Below are 15,546 nucleotides of genomic sequence, written 5' to 3'. Positions count from 1 at the left end.
TTATAATAACCGAAGGAGGACAAGCCCTGCCAACCCTTGGCGAGGCATCTGAAAAGACGGTACAAAACCTGTCGAAGGACCACGCCATGCCACAGGCCAATCTGCCCCAACCCGAGATCACCGACGACGGAACCGAACGCTACGATGCCCGCAGCCTGATCCGCGGAGGCGTCAAGGCAGAGATCGAGTTGAACGGCCAAGTCTACACCCTCCGCATCACGCGGGCCGGCAAGCTGATCCTGACGAAATGACCGACCAGGCCCCCGCCCTGCCCGGCGGGCTGGCAGACTACGCCGCGCAGGCCACGGCCTTGCTGCCGCCCGGCCCCGCCGCCTATTTCCTGCGTGGCGCGGGAGCGGAAGACACCTGCCGGGCCAACCTGCGCGATCTCGAAGCGATCCGCATCTGGCCCCGCGCGCTGGCGCCGATCGCGGGTGGGCACACGCGGCTGACGCTGCTCGGACAATCGCTCGATGCCCCGATGCTGGTCGCCCCCATGGCCTACCTGCGCGTGCTGGACGCAGGCGGAGAGGCCGGCGTCGCGGCGGCGGCCACGGCTCAGGGCCTTGGCATGTGCCTCAGCGCGCAGGCCGGACAACCGATGGAGGCGGTGCGCGATGTCGGCCCTGCATGCCGCTGGATGCAGCTTTACTGGCAGGCCGGGCGCGCGCCCACCATGGCGCTGGCCGAACGTGCCGCCCGCGCCGGGTTCACCGCCCTCGTCCTGACCGTCGATGCCCCGGTGAACGGCATCCGCGACGCGGAGATCGCCAGCGGCTTTGCCCTGCCCGACGGCCTCAGGGCGGTGAACCTCGACGGGTTGCCGCAGCCGCAGTTCGCCCCGCTTCAGGACCGCGAGTCGCTGCTGTTCGACCGGGTCGCCCATGTCCTGCCCGACTGGGAGGACGTGGCATGGTTCTGCGCCAACGCCCCCCTGCCCGTCCTGCTGAAAGGCATCCTGCACCCCGACGACGCGACGCAGGCCGTAAAGACCGGGGCAGCTGGCATCATCGTCTCCAACCACGGCGGGCGGGTGCTGGACGGCGCGCCCTCGGCCATTGCCGCCCTGCCAGGCGTCGTGGCGCAGGTCGGCGGCGCGGTGCCCGTGCTGATGGACGGCGGCATCCGGCGCGGCGTGGATGTGTTCCGGGCGCTGGCGCTGGGGGCCACTGCGGTGCTGATCGGTCGCCCGGTCTGTCACGGTCTGGCCGTGGCCGGTGCATTGGGGGTCAGCCATGTCCTGCGCCTTCTCAGGGATGAGCTGGAGGTGACCATGGCGCTGGCGGGATGCCGCACACTGGACGACATCACAGCCGACTGCATCCAGCCCCCTACCCTTTCCGGATCGTGTAGTTCAGCGGGATGACCAGCGTAAAGCTCTCGCCCGTCAGATGGTTCGGCGGCGTCGGCAACCGGTCGAGCTTGTCGAAGACCTCCAGCGCGGCCTCGTCCAGCAGGACCGAGCCCGACGACACGTCTACCTCCCGCGCGGTCACCGCGCCGTAGCGGTCGATGGTGAACTTCACCCGTACCTCGCCCTCCAGCCCCTTCTTGCGGGCCGCCTGCGGATAGGACTTGGCCTTGGCGATGCGCAGCACGACGGCCTTCTGCCATTCGGTGACCTCGGCCAACTGCTCGGCGGTCAGACCCTCGCTTTCGGCCTGCGCGGTTTCGGCCTGCGCCTCCGCATCGACGCCCGAAACCGACGACTCCGACGCCTCGGCCTCCACCGCGCCGGTCTGGCTGGCCTGGTCGATCTGCTCTTCCTCGAACTCCTGCGCCACCTCTTCGGCGATCTCCTCGGTGTCCTGCTCCGGCTTGGGGGCGGCAATGCCGAACTTCAGGTCCTCGTCCTGCACCTCGTAGGGCGTCTGGTTCAGGATCGGCTCGTCCGCCGCGCGGGCGGCATGCACCGCTTCGGGCGATTCCGTGACGGTCGGGGCCTCCACCGCCTCTTCGACGGCCACGCTGTCTTCGCCCGCGTCCGAGGGCGCGGCGATGATGTCCGAGAGGTCGAACATGATCGCGCCCTGCACGCCGGTGTCCTCGCGCCGCACCTCCGGTTCCGGCTCGGGCGCGCGGGCCAGAAGGCTCGCGGGCAGGGCGACATGCACGGCAAGGCTGACCGCCACGCCCGCCGCCGCCATCGGCAGAAGGCCAGCCGCGCCGCGATAGGCGAGGCTCATTGCGTGGCCTCCTCTGCCCCGCCGGCCTCCGCACCTTCGGGCGCCGCTGCCTCGTCCAGCCCGACCAGCCCGACCTTCAGATACCCCTCGGCACGCAGCACGTTCATCACGCGGATCAATTCGCCATAGGGCACCGCCTTGTCGGCGCGGATGTACAGCCGTTCGTCGCGGTTCAGCATGGTCGCGATGCCGATCTCCATCACCAGCGCGTCCAGCGTCGTCTCCACCTCGCCCACCGCAAGCGACAGGTCTTCGTTCAGCGTGATGAACACCGGATCGGATGGTCGCTGCGGCGCATCGGCCACCGCGACCGGCAGTTCGACCGGAATGTCCACGGTCGAAAGCGGCGCCGCCACCATGAAGATGATCAGCAGCACCAGCATGACGTCGATGAAGGGCGTGATGTTGATGTCGGCGTTCTCCGCCATGTCGTCTTCATCGCCACCCGAAAGCCTTGCCCCCATCGGATCACTCCGCCGCCTGCTGCCGCAGCACGTCGCCAAACGGCCCGGGCTGCGGCACGCGGTTCTGCACGCTCATGTCCAGATCGCGCGACAGCGTCCGCTGCACCAGCGCCGAGGCATCGCCCAGCATGACCTTGTACCCGCCCAGCATCCGCGCCAGCAGGTTGTAGAAGATCACCGCCGGGATCGCCGCGACAAGGCCGATGGCGGTGGCCAGAAGCGCCTCGGCAATGCCGGGCGCGACGACGGCCAGATTGGTCGTGTTGGTCTCGGCGATCGAGATGAAGCTGTTCATGATCCCCCAGACCGTCCCGAACAGCCCCACGAACGGCGCGGTGGACCCGGTGATAGCCAGCAGGGCCGATCCGCGCTGCTGGCTGCGCGCCGCCCCGACCTCGATGCGCGACAAGGCGCTTTCGGCGCGCTCCTTGATGCCGCCGTCCGGCGCCGTGCCCGACCTTTGCCGCTCTGCCAGCGCCACCCGGACCATGGCCCCCATGACGCCACGCCGTTTGCGAAAGCGCGCCTCGGCCACCTCCAGCGTGCCGGCCCGGTCGAGCGCCCGGTAGTTCCGCGCCAACCGACGCCGCGCCAGCGTCAGAAGCACGACACGGGCCACGAAGATCGCCCAGACCAGCACCGACGCCACGGCCAGCGACACCATCACCGATTTCACGACGATGTCGGCGGCCAGATACATCCCCACAGGGGACATGTGGTCCTGCCCGGCCTGCGACAGCCAGGCCAGAAGCTCCGCCCTTATCTCGTATACATTCGGTATATCCAGAAAATTCATGGTCAGACGTCCGTCCATTGGCGGATCATGTTGTGATAGATGCCAGTCAGGGTAACGACCTCCGCGTCATCGACGCCCACCCGTCCGGCCAGCCCCTGTATCGCCTGATCCAGATCGAACAGTATCGTGCGCTGCTCGTTCGAGCGCACCATGCTTTGCAGCCAGAAGAACGACGACACCCGCGCGCCGCGCGTCACCGGCGTCACCTCGTGCAGCGAGGTCGAGGGATACAGCACCATGTCGCCTGCCGGCAGCTTGACCTCCTGCGTGCCATAGTGGTCCTCGACGATCAGTTCGCCGCCCTCGTACTCCTCCGGCTCCGAAAAGAAGATCGTCATCGACAGGTCGGTGCGCAGCCGTTCCCCGCTGAAGGGGTTCACCCGGATCGCATTGTCGACATGCACGCCGAAGGTCTCGCCGCTTTCGTAGCGGTTGAACATCGGCGGCAGGATGCGCAGCGGCAGGGCGGAGGACAGGAACAGCGGCGTCTGGTGCAGCCGCTCCAGGATGCGCTGACCGATGGCCTGCCCCGCCTGCGACCGAGGGTCGAGCTGCCGGTTCCGCTTCACGCCCTGCGACTGCGCCCCGGCGGTGGTGCGCCCGTCCTGCCAGTCGGCGGCGTCCAGCTCTGCCCGGATCGACCGCACCTCGTCCTTCCCGAAAAGCTGGGGGATCGTGATGAGCATGTTGTCCTCTTCGATGATGGGCCAGATGGGAGGCAGGGGCCGCCCGAAAGCCGCCCCCGCCCGTCTTCGTTCCGTGCCTCAGAACTTCATGTCGACGGCGACCCAGACCTCGCGCCCGGGGGCGACGTAGGTGAAGGGTTCACCCGAACGGTAGGCGGTGTCGTAGTAGACCTCGTCGCCCGCGTTCTTGACGCCGAACCGCACGTCCATCCGCTCGTTGATGTCGTAGGAACCGACGAGATCGAACGACCAGTAGGCCGGAAGCCGGTTGTCGTTCGGCGCCAGCGAACCCAGCTTGACCTCGCCCTTCCAGTTCGACTGAACGCCCAGCATCAGCCTGTCGGTGACATCGTAGGTGGTCAGCAGGTTGAACTGCTTGTGCGCGATGGTGGCCAGTTCCTCTCCGACGGCGCTAGAGTCCGCCGACTCGAGGATCTCGCTCTCCATGAAAACTGCGCCGCCGTACAGGCCGACCCGGTCGATCTTGCCCGCGACGCCCAGTTCGACCCCGCGCAGCCGGTACTCAAGCGTGTCCTTCGTGACCGATGCCCCGCGCGGACCGACGTCCTCGCGCGCGTTCTGCTTGGTCGTCTGGAACAGCGCGGCGGTCAGCAGGAGGTTGTCCATGACCTCGTACTTGGCGCCCAGCTCATAGGCGATGTTGCGCTCCGGCTTCAGATCCTCGCCCCCGGCATCGAGACCGCCGTAGAAGCCACCGCCCGCCGCCACTTCCGCGCCCATCGGCGTGGTCGAGGTCGCGGCGCTGCCGTAAAGGGTCAGCGTTTCGGTCGGCTTGTACGTCAGGCCGAGGTTGCCGTTCCACATCACGTCGTTACGGCTGAGCGTCGAGCCGGAACTGGTGCGCTCGATGTCATAGGAGTCCACCCGCACACCCGCATCGAGCGTCCATTGCGGCGAGAACTCGATCCGGTCGACGAAGTAGGCCGACACGGTGTTCACCTCCGTGTTGGTCTTGTTCAGGTTGCGCGACGGCATGTTGCCATCCCAGCAGTTCGACGTATCCGGGTTCTCCACGCTCACCGTGCAGCCACGCGCGCCCGCCGGGAAATCCTCGGTCGAGCCGGGATAGGAATCCGCCATCACCTTTTCGCGCTGCAGCAGCAGCCCCGCGACGAAGTCGTGCGACACCCCGAACCATCCGGCCTCGCCCGACAGCTCCGTGGTGTTCGAGATCACGTCCGTCACCTGATAACGCGACTTGTCGCGGATGCCCGTGGTCCAGTCCGACGGATCATTCGACCCGTTCTCTGTCGTGCTCGACGGCGCGGTCAGGATGTAGTCGTTGATCGTTTCGGACCCGCGCAGCGTGTTGGTCAGTTGCAGCCCGTTGCCCATGTCCCAGGTCAGGCGGCCGGTGGCGACATGGCGTGTGGCGATCTGGAAGTCGCGGTCCTCGATGCCATAGAACGTGTCGCGGTCGACGCCGAACTCTGTCACCGGGCCGGTCTTGCCGTCCGGGCGCCCGGTGGTGAAGGGCACGCCCCAGTCCGGTGTCTGGTCGAAGCGGGTGAAGGAATAGGACGCATCCAGCGTCACGTCATCCGTCAGACTGTAGCGCAGCGCCACAGCGGCGCCCTGCCGGTCGTCGTGCACGTCCTCGCGTCCGGCCACCCAACCCTTCTGCAGCATCGTGTTGAACCGCAGTTGCAGACGCTCGTCCGAGGCAAGGTTGATGTCCGCCGTGGCGCGCACGGTGCCCGCGCTGGTCGCCTCCACCGAATAGTGCTGGAAATCCACGTCCTGCGGCTGCTTGGTCGTCAGGTTGATCGTGCCGCCGGTGGCGCCCCGCCCGCCGACAGACCCGGACGGGCCTTTCAGGATCTCGACCTGCTCGGTGTCGAAGGTTTCACGCACCGACGTGCCCGGATCGCGCACGCCGTCGACATAGACGTCGTTGTTGGCCTTGAAACCACGGATGTAAATGTTGTCGCCAAAGGCATTGCCGCCCTCGCCGAAGCCCAGGCTCATCCCCGGCGTGTTGCGCGCCAGTTGCCGGACAGAGGTGGTGTTGGTGGTCTCCAGCACCTCTTTAGTGACGGCGGTAACGGTGCGCGGCATGTCCGCGATCTCGCCCCTCAGCTTGGAGTTGGCGCTCGTCACGGCCCGGAACGGCGCGTCCGGGTCGCCGTTCGGGTTGGTGCCCGCGCTGGCCTGCCGTGCGGCTTCTGCCGCCGCTGCGGCTTGGGCTGCGGTCTGCGCGGCAGCCGCTTCGGCGGCTTCCTGTTCCGCACAAACCGGCGTTCCTGCCAGATCCGGCGTACAGACCTGCGGCGCGGGTGCCCGGCGCGGAGCCGTTGCGGTGCGGCGGGGCGCCGGCGCCGGACGTGCAGGGGCCGGTGTGGGTTCAGCCGTCGTTTCCACGTCGAGTGTCGGCAGGACGATCGTGGTGGTGTCGGCGTTGGTGTCCTGGGCGTAGGCGAAACCGGCCAGGCAGGCGGCGGTCAGGGACGTCCCGACCATCAGGTTTCTGTTCGCCACGGAGTTTCGGACGGCCGCAGGGGGCCGCTGTCTCAGACTGCGCATTTCCATTGTCCCTCAGGTTCTTGGTCTTGAGGCTGCGAAGCTGTCTGGACACGGCAATCTGGATGGCGCAGCAAGTAGGCGCGTCTTATCCGAGAGATTTGATCAGTTAAAGGGGCAAACGCGATGTTGGGGAAGGTCTGTGGTGCAATTGTAACGCATGGCCCCTGCCCCGTCGCATCATTGGGATCATCTTGATCAGACGCGTTGGCGTTTTTTCTCGATTATCGGATTGGCCGACACACGGTTTGGATCAAGAGTTCACAGCTGTGAACTCTTGCCCGAGGCACCCGGTATGCAGCCAAAGTTCACAACTGTGAACTCAGGCCGCGCGCCGCAGCAAAGCCATAACCATCGGTCCGCAAGAGAACGCGCCTTCCGACGCTTTCGCTGTCAGATGCCGCAGGTAGCCGCCGGGATTGCGGATCTCCGTGAACCGTTCGAGCAAGGCCGCAAGGACAACCGCTGCCTGTTCCGGTCCCATGGCCCGCCGGGCCTCTTCCCAGGCCGTAGGTGAAATGCCGGTCATGGGTCTGACCGTTTCTGCGATGGCCACGAATTCGTGCCAGTGCCTCACAGGATGCGGTGCATAGCTCTGGATTTCGGGACACGCCAATAGGACCAGTCGCAAGGGCAGGGACGGGGCAGGGGGGGCATCCTCCTGCGCGTCTGTTCCTAAGTTGGCCTTCCGGCTGGTCAGAGGTGTGACGTTGCCGTCCTCGCCCGGAACCGCTCCTTCAGAAGCATGAGAGTCTTTCTCTGAATTCTGATGGTGCTGCTCATTCCGGGCGTGGCTGGTGCTCGTTTCGGCTGTCTGCGTGACGCTTTCCTGAGGTTCCAGCAGATCCCGCACCTCTGTCAAAGCAGCGAACAGACGGGCGCGCAAGGTTTCCAGCGCGGCATGGTCCAGCTTGCGACGCAGGTCGCGGGCGGCGAGCCGGGCAAGGTCTTCGTAAATGTCCCAGGTGGCGAGATCGGGACGCTCCGTCCGACCCCAGTCCACCAGACCGGCCAGGTCGCGGCGCATCAGGCTGACCGTCTCTCGCAGACGCTTGAGGGCGTCGCGTTCGGCGCGGATCTTTTCGGCATGAGCGCAAACCTCGGCGTGGCGCAACACCAGAGGCGAGAGGTCGAAGCCATAGGCCACCTTGGCGTCGCCGACCCGACGGGCATACCGTTTGCCGTTGGGGCTGTCGCGCCGCACGATGACACCCGCACCCACCAGCCGCGACAGATGGCGCCGCATGGTCGAGCAGGGCATCCCGTTCAACCGCTCGCAGATCGCGGCATTCGACGGATACACCACTGGGGCCGCGCCGCCACTGCCAAGAACTGTATCGGGGTGAAAGCTGACCAGTGCCTGAAGGACGGTCATGTCTCGGTCGCTGAGACCGTAGGCGTTGCGGGCGCAGGCCAGTTCGCGCAACGCTTCCCATTTGTTCAGGCCGTCGGGCGGCAAAGGTGTGTCAAGCTGCGCGCGATGGTCCATCAGCGCAGGCGTCATCGGTCGCCGGAACGGCGTTATCGGGTCGTACCGCATTTTTCATTCACGAAGGCATAAAATTCCCTGCTCGCGAATCACTTTGGACTTGCGAGTGCGGGCTCCGGCGACTACCTTGAAGGTGCTAATCTGGAAGGGTCTCGTGGAGCGTTGCTTTGCGGGGCCTTTTCTTTTGCCTCTCTCGTGCCTCCTGTTTTTTCTCGTTCTGCTCTGGTCTCACTCGATGTCTTCGCGCCAGCGGGCGTAAAGTTCTTCGAGAATGGGTTCGGCGTGGTTCTGCATCCAATTGGCAAAGCGCGGATCGTCGAGATCGATGGCCACGCCTTTCGCGGTCCGCGCCAGGCTGCCCGCCTTTTCGCCGTTGATCTTCAGTGTCGTCTTGACCGGCACGATGGGCTTGCGCTTCGGGCCGCGGGCCAGCCGTTCCAGGGCTTCGAAGATCAGGACGGACGGTTCCTTTGCCAGCGTCTTCCCGGCAGCCTCGTCCGAGGCGATACGGCTGGCGGCGTCCTCTGCCGCCTCGATCACCGGCGCGCGGCTGTTGAACCGCCCGTCGAGCGCCTGCGCCAGCGCATCCCAGCGCGGACGGCCAACGCCTGGGGCCGGGCCGATGATCTGCACCAGCTCCGGGCCGAGCAGCCGCATGATGTTCTGCGACATGGAGATCCACGATTTGGTGACGTTCAGCATCTCGGCCACTTCGGACTGGGTGCCGAAGCCGACCTCGATCAGCTGGTAGGCGTAAAACGCCTTTTCGATGAAGGTCAGGTCGCGGCGGTCGGCGTTCTCGGCCATCTGCGCCCGCATCGCGGCTTCGTCGCTCATCGAGGCGACGAGCGCGCGCACCTTCGTCACCTTGTCGGATTCGCGGATCGCGGCCAGACGGCGGGCGCCGTAGACCAGCAGGTATTTTTCCGGGTCTTTCGGATCGCGGCGCACGAGGATCGGCACGGTCTGGCCGTTGGTCTCGATGTTCTGCCGCAGATCCGACACGTCGCCCAGTTCCATCCGGTCCTGCACGCGGCGGTTGGCGATGCTGTCGGGGTCCAGTTCCCACACGTTGATCCCGTCCACCGCGTCGCGGGCCGAGCGCAGCGCGCGGTTCGACGACATCATCGGGGCAGGGGGGGCAGACGCCCCGGCCTGCGCAAGACCGTCAAGCATGGACAGGCGGCTTTTCTTCTTGTCGGACATGACGCTCCTCCCTTCAGCGGCCCCAGGTCTTCTGGATCAGGCCGGCGATCTCGTCATTGACGGCATTCACGCTTTCGATGGCGCGGTCGTAGGTCGACCGGGTAAAGGCCGAACGTTCGACCTCGTAGAGTGTCTGCTTGGTGAGACCGGCGTCGGAGATCGCGGTGGATTTCAGCATCGGCGCGTTCAGAACCTTGTCGCCATACATCGTACGGAGAAACGCGGTGATGCGGTTCTGCGGCGCGTCGGTCGGTTCGTAGCGGGTCAGCAGGTAGCGCATCCAGTCGTGGCTCATGTCTGCGCCGGATTCGGCGATCACGTCCATCAGGTCGGCGGTCATCCGCAGGAATTGCGACATCGACATGACGTCCAGCATCTCTGGGTGGATGGTCACCAGCACACCCGTCGCGGCGGACAGCGCAGACATGGTCAGGAAGCCAAGCTGCGGCGGGCAGTCGATCACCACCACGTCATAGTTCTCGTCGACCTGGCTCAGCGCCTCCTTCACGCGGAAGAAGAATAGCCCGGCGCTGCCCTGGGCCAGGGCGCGGGGGGTTTCATGCTCGAACTCCATCAGTTCGAGGTTGCCGGGAATCAGGTCGAGGTTCGGGATATAGGTCGGGCGGATGACGTCGGTGATCGGCACCGGGCTGTCGTAGCGGATCGCATCGTACAGCGTACCGCCTTCCGGCAGGTCGTATTCCGGTTGCACCCCGTGCAGCGCGGTCATGGAGGCCTGCGGGTCGAGGTCGATGGCCAGAACGCGATACCCCAGAAGCGCCAGCCGCTGCGCAAGGTGGGCAGAGGTCGTGGTCTTGCCCGATCCGCCCTTGAAGTTCATCACGCCGATGATCTGGAGGTGGTCGCCCTCGCGCCGTCCGGGCAGGTAGTCGCCGGGTTTTCTGGCCGTCTTTTCCAGGAGTTCGCGCAGCGCCTGAATGTCCGTCACCGAATAGAGCCGGCGGTTGCCGGGCGTCAATTCGGGGGAGGGGCCCTTGCCGTCCAGATTCAGCTTGCGCAGGTAGCTGTCGTTTACGCCAAGCAGCGCCGCCGCCTCACCAGAGGTGAACTTGCGCATCTGTTTCGCCGCGTCGGGCGGAAACAGGCTCTCTCTCTGGGCGTGCAATTGTGCCGCCAGTGTTTCAGAATGGTCCCGAATGACCCCGTTCAGGTCCTCGGACTGGAGGGTTGCATCCATATTTCTGCCCCGCGCCGCCTGTTTTATGGCTCACATCGCGGTCATTCTCGTCCGCTCCGCTCCGCCGTGTTCACGGATAATGGCGATTTCACGCCCTTTTTCGTGACTATTGACGAACGGAACAGAGTCGCGCAAGGACTTTTCCACAGACCTTTGCGGAAAACACCCTGATTTGTGCCGGATCAGGGTCAATTCTGGCGCTGCGCAAGCGCCGGGTGGACATCAGAACGCCGCCTTTGGTGGCACCGCTTCGCATTGCATTTGTCGGGCAGTGAGCGATTTCTTCTTCGCCAAAGTGGCTTTTCTTGACCGTCTGTCTCCTCAGTCCGAAGACAGGCCAGCTCTATAGTCAAGGACAGATCAGCGCAGCAGGTCGTTGACGACCGTTCGGCCACACTCACAGCCCTGCGGCTTTGGTCAGATTCACGCGGAACCGGTCGCGGCGGCGCTGGTAGCGGCGGGTCATCTCGGCGGAGGCATGGCCCAGGTGTTTCTGGACATAGCGCTCGTCGACCTCTGCCGAACTGGCGAGACCGGCGCGCAGCGAATGGCCGGAGAACAGCGCGAGGCGCTCCTTTTCTGGCAGCTCGGATCGGATGCCAGCGTCGAGGACCGTGCGCTTGATCAGGCGGGCCACATGCTTGTCGTTGAGCCGCGTTTCGGAGGCCCGTTTGCCATCGCGCGAGGTGCCGACGAAGACTGGCCCAAAGCCGATCTTCGCGAAGTGCAGCCATTGCTCGACCGCATGAACGGGACAAGTCTGATCCTTGGAGCCGCGGCCGATCTCGACCTCGCGCCAACCGGTCTTGGCATTGAGGGTCAACAGCGCGCCCTTGTCGAAGATCTCGATCCAGCCGCCGGACTCCGGCGTGTCGTCCTTATGGACATCGAGACTGACGATTTCCGAGCGGCGCAGGCCGCCAGCGTATCCCAGCAGCAGGATCGCGCGATCTCGCAGCCCGCGCAGGTCATAGGACAGGGTGCCCACCATCGCGAGGATGTCCTCGGCCAGGATCGCTTCCTTCTGAACCGGCGGACGCGCATGCTTGCGCTTGATTCCGGCCAGCACCGTGGCGATGTGCCGGTTCTTGCGATCGAGGGTGAATCCCCGCTGCGCGCAGTTCCAGGCGAGACCCGACAAGCGGCGGACGATGGTCGAGACGGAGAGGGCAGGGGCGGAGCCTGACCCGGACGCCAGATCCGCGAGATAAAGCCCGATCATCTCCGGCGACGGAGGCAGCGCCTCCGTGCCCTTCATCCTGCACCAGCGGATAAAATGCACCCAGTCCTGCGCATAAGCTTTCAGTGTGTTGTCGGAGGCCGCAGCGCGTGCGTAGTTGCGCGCCGTGTCCACCAGACGATCGAGCGTCCCGGATCCGGCCACATGGGAGGGCAGGGCGATGTCATCGCTTTCCCCTTGATGTCTCTCGTCGACGCGAGCGTCATCTTGCTCATCAGAGGGCGTTGACGTCGATTTCTCGGTCTCTGAGGGCATCTTTCTAGAAAATCCGACTATGAAGCTGAACTGCTTCCCAGCATGTCTTTCATGTCCAATAATGCAAACTTATTGGACATGAAAGACAACGGCAAGGTGGGGCGGTTTGTGTGCTATTTTCTGGCAGAAAGCGCCGCCATGAGTTAACATCCGAGCATGACTTTTGCGCCCACGCCTCACGACAGCACCGCAGATACCCTACCGCAGATGCCGGGTTGGGTCAGCTCGACGCGGGCAGAAACCCTTGAAGATGTGGCCTTTTTGTCCGGCGCCGCGTTGAACTGCCTGCATCTTGTGTTGGGACGTGAGGACGTGCCCCAAGCCTTGTTGCGGGACCGTCTGGCGCTGCGCGCGGCAGAGGCCTGCGTCGCCTTCGCGGGGCGGCCAGAGCGGGCAGGGGAGTTGCGCGATGCGGTGCATCTGATGCGTCCCAGCGATTTGCCCGGCCCGGCGGGGGAAACACATCTGAAATGGCGGCGCGCGGTCGAACGACCGGTGTCGGTCGAGGCTCTTGCCCGGGCTTTGCCGACCCATGCGCCGGGCCAGATCGCCACGTGGCTCGATGCCGGGAAGGGTGCTCCGGTCGCCCGGGCCGCGACGGTGCTGGAAGCGGTGCTGACGGCGACGCCGCGCGCCGACGTGCTCGCGCTTGTCCTCGCGGATGCGGCGCTTGCGCAAGCCCTCGGTTGGGATCACCTCGTACCGCTTCTGGGAGCTGGTCTGAAACGCACCGATCTGCGTAAGCGCGGGGATGACCTGAGGCTTTCCTGTCATCGCGCGCTCGTCTCGTCCGCGCCCGAGGCCGCGCGCCTTGCTGCCGACCTCGCACGCCGGGCGGTGCATCTGAAGGCGGTCGCGCCGAAGCTTCGGGCCAAGGGGGCAGGGGCAGCGGTCGAGATGTTCCTGACCCGCGATGCCGTGGCGCCGTCGGCCTTGCCCTTGCCGGATCGCGCCGCGCGGCGGCTCTGCGACCGGCTGGTCGACCTCGGTGCGGTGCGCGAGCTGACCGGTCGCGACACCTTCCGGCTCTACGGGGTGTAGGGATGGCGAAGGACCGCCCCGAGCCCGAGCTTGACCGCGAGCTGGCCGACCTGCCGCCCGAGCTGCGCTGGCGGAAATGGATGCGCCGGATCGAGGCGGTGCTTTTCGCCTCTGCCTCGCCGGTCCCGCGTGAGGACCTGGCCCGCGTGGTGGGGCAGGGGGCCTCGGTCGACTTGCTGGTCGAGGACCTTGCCGCCGATCTGGAGGGGCGGGCCTTCGAGATTGCCCAGGTCGCCGGCGGCTGGATGTTCCGGACGCGGCCCGCCTACGCCCCCGCGATCCGCGCTGCGGCGGATGTCGGGGACCAGCTAATCGATCTGAGCGAATTCGACGTCGCGGTGCTGGCCGCCATCGCCTACCAGCAGCCGATCACCCGCGACGGGCTGAAGGACATCTTCGGGAAGGAAATCAGCCGCGACCTGATCGGACGGCTCTATGCGCGCAGGTTGATCGGGACCGGGCCAAGGTCACCCCGGCGCGGGGCGCCGTATACATTCGTCACCACCGAGCAGTTCCTTGTCGCCCTCGGCTTGGAGAGCCTTCGCGAGCTTCCGGACCGGGAGCAGTTGGAGGATGCGGGCATGAGTGCTGAGTCTTAGGAGGCATCGACAGGCTTCAGCAACGCGTGGGTCAATGCTGCGGCACCAAGCACTCTGACCAGCAACTGCTCGAGTTCCAGTCGATTTTCGATTTAAACGGCGTGGTGGACAGAGCCACGGACACGCGTCGCAAGAATGAAGTCCGCCGCTTGTTCATGTACTCCTCCGTTACCCCTGCGTGCGTCTATTTCTTCGAGCGGGTCTCCAAATGGCACGTCGCGCTCTTGCAAGGTATTTTGCTGCTTCAAGATCAGCCCGCCTTCGGTTTCATCCCAAAGGTCACTTTGCACGCCGGCGATCCGGGCGTGACCGTATTCGAAAGCGTGCTTTTCGAACGATTTAAACCGATGGAAAATCGCGTCCCGAACGTTCTCTCGAAGAAACACTCCAAACTCTCTCACCTGATCTTCGGACAGGTCCGGGGCGCGCAAGTGTCTTGACCTGCATCATTCCGGCAAATCTCCATGGGCGAACGGGTTGGGGAAAAGCCGTTCGCGGTAGTCCAAGGGAAACGCCAGTCTTACGGGGGTTTTCGGAGGGGCGGAGGTCAGTTACCCGGCAGAGGTCAATTTGCCAAGTGTGTTGCGTGCGGTGCGCTCAGACGTCTTGAGGAGAATTTGCGCGTCGCCACGCCTAAGCGCGCCATGCCGAAGAACGGCCGAGATCAGATCGGGCGCGCGTTTGTCATCGACGGGGTCCTCTACGAGGCGCCGATACCGCTTTTCCAGCCCAGCAAGGTCAAAAAGCTTTGTGGAAAACGTGATCTGATCGAGCGAGGCCTTCAGGAACCATTCGCTGTAGGTCTTCAAAGCGGCTTCGGATAGGTTGCCGCGTCCATCGCGGTCTCCACGACGCGGGCTGTCCGCGAGATCCATCATGCGCTTGTATTCACCGCGATCCGTCAACCCGCGCGCAAGCCCGCGCGATACCGACCACAGACCTTGTCCTCCAATCCCGGCCGTCAGGGCCATGGCATGGGACATCAAGCGGCTGACGCGCCCGTTGCCGGCCGGGAACGGATGGATGTAATTCAACCGGTGATGCGCCGACGCGATCGCGATGATCCGCCCGCTCGAGGACCGTGCGGCGATCTGAAACCGTTTGTCGAAGTGATCCATGAAGGCCGCAACGCGCGACGAAGAAGGGGGGAGGTGGCGCCCGACGGCCACCTCCTTGCCGCCGTCCTGGCGCATGTGCCCGGGAATGATCGGTTCGCGTGTTCCATCGGAATGTTCGATCACCCGAAATTCGTCAGGCATTTCATCGTAGAAAGCCCTGTGCACCCAGGTGAGAAATTCGCCGGACGTGGGGCGGGGCAGGGTGCCAGTCTCATGCATCTCGTCGATTGCTCGCTGAACAATGACATGGGCGCGCGCTTCCAAGGCAAGCGGGCGGGTCTCTTCTTCGAGTTCGGCACCGGCGAGGGCGCGCTCAATATCTCGTGGACGTGTGTTGTGGCCTTCGATCAGGTTGGAGTAGTAGCAGTTCATCACGCGGACGAGGTCCGCGAGTTCAGCCGCGCTGTCCGGGTGCAGCCCTTGTCCCAGCTGGGCTGCTTCCCTCTGGATGTCGATCAAAAGGTCGGCCAGTCCGGCGGGGATGTGCTCCTCGAAGAAACACGGTTCGATTCTGCCGGGTGTTTCGAGCATTTCTTGCCGATCTTTTGGACTGGGCGGCACGATAAAATGATGTGAGAGGAATAAGCCTTTCTAGACGCGGCGGCGCGAAAGCTGGTCATCCAAACCCGTCATCTGAGCTCCTCCCCGTCTCTTGGACAGGATCTGGGGTGACTTAAACTGCTCTCTGTTCCTGCTGAAAGGTTTCGATCTTGTCGCACATATCAGC

The 15,546-nt window shown here is 64.9% G+C and carries 14 protein-coding genes and 1 pseudogene; 5 read left to right on the top strand and 10 right to left on the bottom strand.

From position 1 onward, the window contains the following. The first annotated feature begins 86 nt into the window (after nucleotides 1–86). Both hemP and ABFK29_RS21540 read left to right on the top strand, forming a co-directional pair. Complete coding sequence (gene hemP, locus ABFK29_RS21545) at nucleotides 87–251, top strand: hemin uptake protein HemP (RefSeq protein WP_005859449.1); 165 nt, start codon at nucleotides 87–89, stop codon at nucleotides 249–251. Then, nucleotides 248–1,366, top strand: coding sequence for an alpha-hydroxy acid oxidase (locus ABFK29_RS21540; RefSeq protein WP_005859450.1), 1,119 nt, complete (start codon nucleotides 248–250; stop codon nucleotides 1,364–1,366). Before hemP ends, ABFK29_RS21540 begins: the two co-directional genes overlap by 4 nt. Here the strand turns inward: ABFK29_RS21540 and ABFK29_RS21535 are convergent. The 9 genes from ABFK29_RS21535 to ABFK29_RS21495 all read right to left on the bottom strand — a co-directional run bounded on the left by ABFK29_RS21535 (nucleotide 1,332) and on the right by ABFK29_RS21495 (nucleotide 12,061). Continuing rightward, the gene (locus ABFK29_RS21535; RefSeq protein WP_005859452.1) at nucleotides 1,332–2,186 is read right to left on the bottom strand and encodes an energy transducer TonB family protein; all 855 of its coding nucleotides are present in this window, start codon (nucleotides 2,184–2,186) and stop codon (nucleotides 1,332–1,334) included. The genes ABFK29_RS21540 and ABFK29_RS21535 overlap by 35 nt on opposite strands. Next, nucleotides 2,183–2,650 carry a biopolymer transporter ExbD gene (locus ABFK29_RS21530; protein WP_005859454.1) on the bottom strand — a complete coding sequence of 156 codons (468 nt, stop codon included), beginning with the start codon at nucleotides 2,648–2,650 and terminating at the stop codon, nucleotides 2,183–2,185. The genes ABFK29_RS21535 and ABFK29_RS21530 overlap by 4 nt, the downstream gene beginning before the upstream one ends. Nucleotides 2,651–2,654: 4 nt before the next feature. Next, the gene (gene exbB, locus ABFK29_RS21525) at nucleotides 2,655–3,446 is read right to left on the bottom strand and encodes a tonB-system energizer ExbB (protein WP_232281562.1); all 792 of its coding nucleotides are present in this window, start codon (nucleotides 3,444–3,446) and stop codon (nucleotides 2,655–2,657) included. A gap of 2 nt (nucleotides 3,447–3,448) precedes the next feature. After that, nucleotides 3,449–4,132, bottom strand: a complete 684-nt coding sequence (locus ABFK29_RS21520) for a Fe2+-dependent dioxygenase (protein WP_005859458.1) — start codon at nucleotides 4,130–4,132, stop codon at nucleotides 3,449–3,451. 78 nt (nucleotides 4,133–4,210) lie between these two features. Then, nucleotides 4,211–6,613 (bottom strand): TonB-dependent receptor, encoded by a 2,403-nt coding sequence (locus ABFK29_RS21515; protein WP_005859460.1) that lies wholly within the window; start codon nucleotides 6,611–6,613, stop codon nucleotides 4,211–4,213. A 382-nt stretch (nucleotides 6,614–6,995) separates the two neighbouring features. Beyond that, nucleotides 6,996–8,213 (bottom strand): plasmid replication protein RepC, encoded by a 1,218-nt coding sequence (gene repC, locus ABFK29_RS21510; protein WP_005859462.1) that lies wholly within the window; start codon nucleotides 8,211–8,213, stop codon nucleotides 6,996–6,998. A 177-nt stretch (nucleotides 8,214–8,390) separates the two neighbouring features. Next, a complete protein-coding gene (gene repB / locus ABFK29_RS21505; protein ID WP_005859464.1) occupies nucleotides 8,391–9,368 on the bottom strand; it encodes a plasmid partitioning protein RepB in 978 nt (325 codons plus the stop codon). 13 nt (nucleotides 9,369–9,381) lie between these two features. After that, on the bottom strand, nucleotides 9,382–10,566 hold the full coding sequence (gene repA / locus ABFK29_RS21500) for a plasmid partitioning protein RepA (RefSeq protein WP_005859466.1): 1,185 nt from the start codon (nucleotides 10,564–10,566) through the stop codon (nucleotides 9,382–9,384). 397 nt (nucleotides 10,567–10,963) lie between these two features. Next, nucleotides 10,964–12,061 carry a tyrosine-type recombinase/integrase gene (locus tag ABFK29_RS21495; protein ID WP_005859468.1) on the bottom strand — a complete coding sequence of 366 codons (1,098 nt, stop codon included), beginning with the start codon at nucleotides 12,059–12,061 and terminating at the stop codon, nucleotides 10,964–10,966. A 156-nt stretch (nucleotides 12,062–12,217) separates the two neighbouring features. Here ABFK29_RS21495 and ABFK29_RS21490 point away from each other — a divergent pair, with 156 nt between their 5' ends. Genes ABFK29_RS21490 through ABFK29_RS21480 form a run of 3 tightly spaced genes read left to right on the top strand, consistent with a single transcriptional unit; the run spans nucleotide 12,218 to nucleotide 14,141 of the window. Then, nucleotides 12,218–13,102, top strand: coding sequence for a DUF1403 family protein (locus tag ABFK29_RS21490; protein WP_040604620.1), 885 nt, complete (start codon nucleotides 12,218–12,220; stop codon nucleotides 13,100–13,102). Between the two features lie 2 nt (nucleotides 13,103–13,104). Next, nucleotides 13,105–13,701, top strand: coding sequence for an SMC-Scp complex subunit ScpB (gene scpB, locus ABFK29_RS21485; RefSeq protein ID WP_005859475.1), 597 nt, complete (start codon nucleotides 13,105–13,107; stop codon nucleotides 13,699–13,701). A 26-nt stretch (nucleotides 13,702–13,727) separates the two neighbouring features. Continuing rightward, nucleotides 13,728–14,141 carry a hypothetical protein gene (locus ABFK29_RS21480; RefSeq protein WP_005859477.1) on the top strand — a complete coding sequence of 138 codons (414 nt, stop codon included), beginning with the start codon at nucleotides 13,728–13,730 and terminating at the stop codon, nucleotides 14,139–14,141. 6 nt (nucleotides 14,142–14,147) lie between these two features. On the opposite strand, the pseudogene ABFK29_RS21475 reads toward ABFK29_RS21480, so the two are convergent. Then, a pseudogene (locus tag ABFK29_RS21475) lies at nucleotides 14,148–15,350 on the bottom strand (Fic family protein). Nucleotides 15,351–15,546 lie beyond the last annotated feature (196 nt).

Origin of the sequence: Sagittula stellata E-37, from assembly GCF_039724765.1 — a bacterium.
GTDB lineage: Bacteria > Pseudomonadota > Alphaproteobacteria > Rhodobacterales > Rhodobacteraceae > Sagittula > Sagittula stellata.
This window is presented reverse-complemented; position numbering and strand designations above follow the sequence as displayed.

What these genes read in the sequence shown, in the direction of transcription:
- scpB (WP_005859475.1), top strand. Translation starts at nt 13,105, where the DNA reads ATGGCGAAGGACCGCCCCGAGCCCGAGCTTGACCGCGAGCTGGCCGAC.
- repB (WP_005859464.1), bottom strand. Translation starts at nt 9,368, where the DNA reads ATGTCCGACAAGAAGAAAAGCCGCCTGTCCATGCTTGACGGTCTTGCG.
- ABFK29_RS21535 (WP_005859452.1), bottom strand. Translation starts at nt 2,186, where the DNA reads ATGAGCCTCGCCTATCGCGGCGCGGCTGGCCTTCTGCCGATGGCGGCG.
- repC (WP_005859462.1), bottom strand. Translation starts at nt 8,213, where the DNA reads ATGCGGTACGACCCGATAACGCCGTTCCGGCGACCGATGACGCCTGCG.
- ABFK29_RS21495 (WP_005859468.1), bottom strand. Translation starts at nt 12,061, where the DNA reads ATGCCCTCAGAGACCGAGAAATCGACGTCAACGCCCTCTGATGAGCAA.
- ABFK29_RS21515 (WP_005859460.1), bottom strand. Translation starts at nt 6,613, where the DNA reads ATGGTCGGGACGTCCCTGACCGCCGCCTGCCTGGCCGGTTTCGCCTAC.
- repA (WP_005859466.1), bottom strand. Translation starts at nt 10,566, where the DNA reads ATGGATGCAACCCTCCAGTCCGAGGACCTGAACGGGGTCATTCGGGAC.
- exbB (WP_232281562.1), bottom strand. Translation starts at nt 3,446, where the DNA reads ATGAATTTTCTGGATATACCGAATGTATACGAGATAAGGGCGGAGCTT.
- hemP (WP_005859449.1), top strand. Translation starts at nt 87, where the DNA reads ATGCCACAGGCCAATCTGCCCCAACCCGAGATCACCGACGACGGAACC.
- ABFK29_RS21490 (WP_040604620.1), top strand. Translation starts at nt 12,218, where the DNA reads ATGACTTTTGCGCCCACGCCTCACGACAGCACCGCAGATACCCTACCG.
- ABFK29_RS21530 (WP_005859454.1), bottom strand. Translation starts at nt 2,650, where the DNA reads ATGGGGGCAAGGCTTTCGGGTGGCGATGAAGACGACATGGCGGAGAAC.
- ABFK29_RS21520 (WP_005859458.1), bottom strand. Translation starts at nt 4,132, where the DNA reads ATGCTCATCACGATCCCCCAGCTTTTCGGGAAGGACGAGGTGCGGTCG.
- ABFK29_RS21540 (WP_005859450.1), top strand. Translation starts at nt 248, where the DNA reads ATGACCGACCAGGCCCCCGCCCTGCCCGGCGGGCTGGCAGACTACGCC.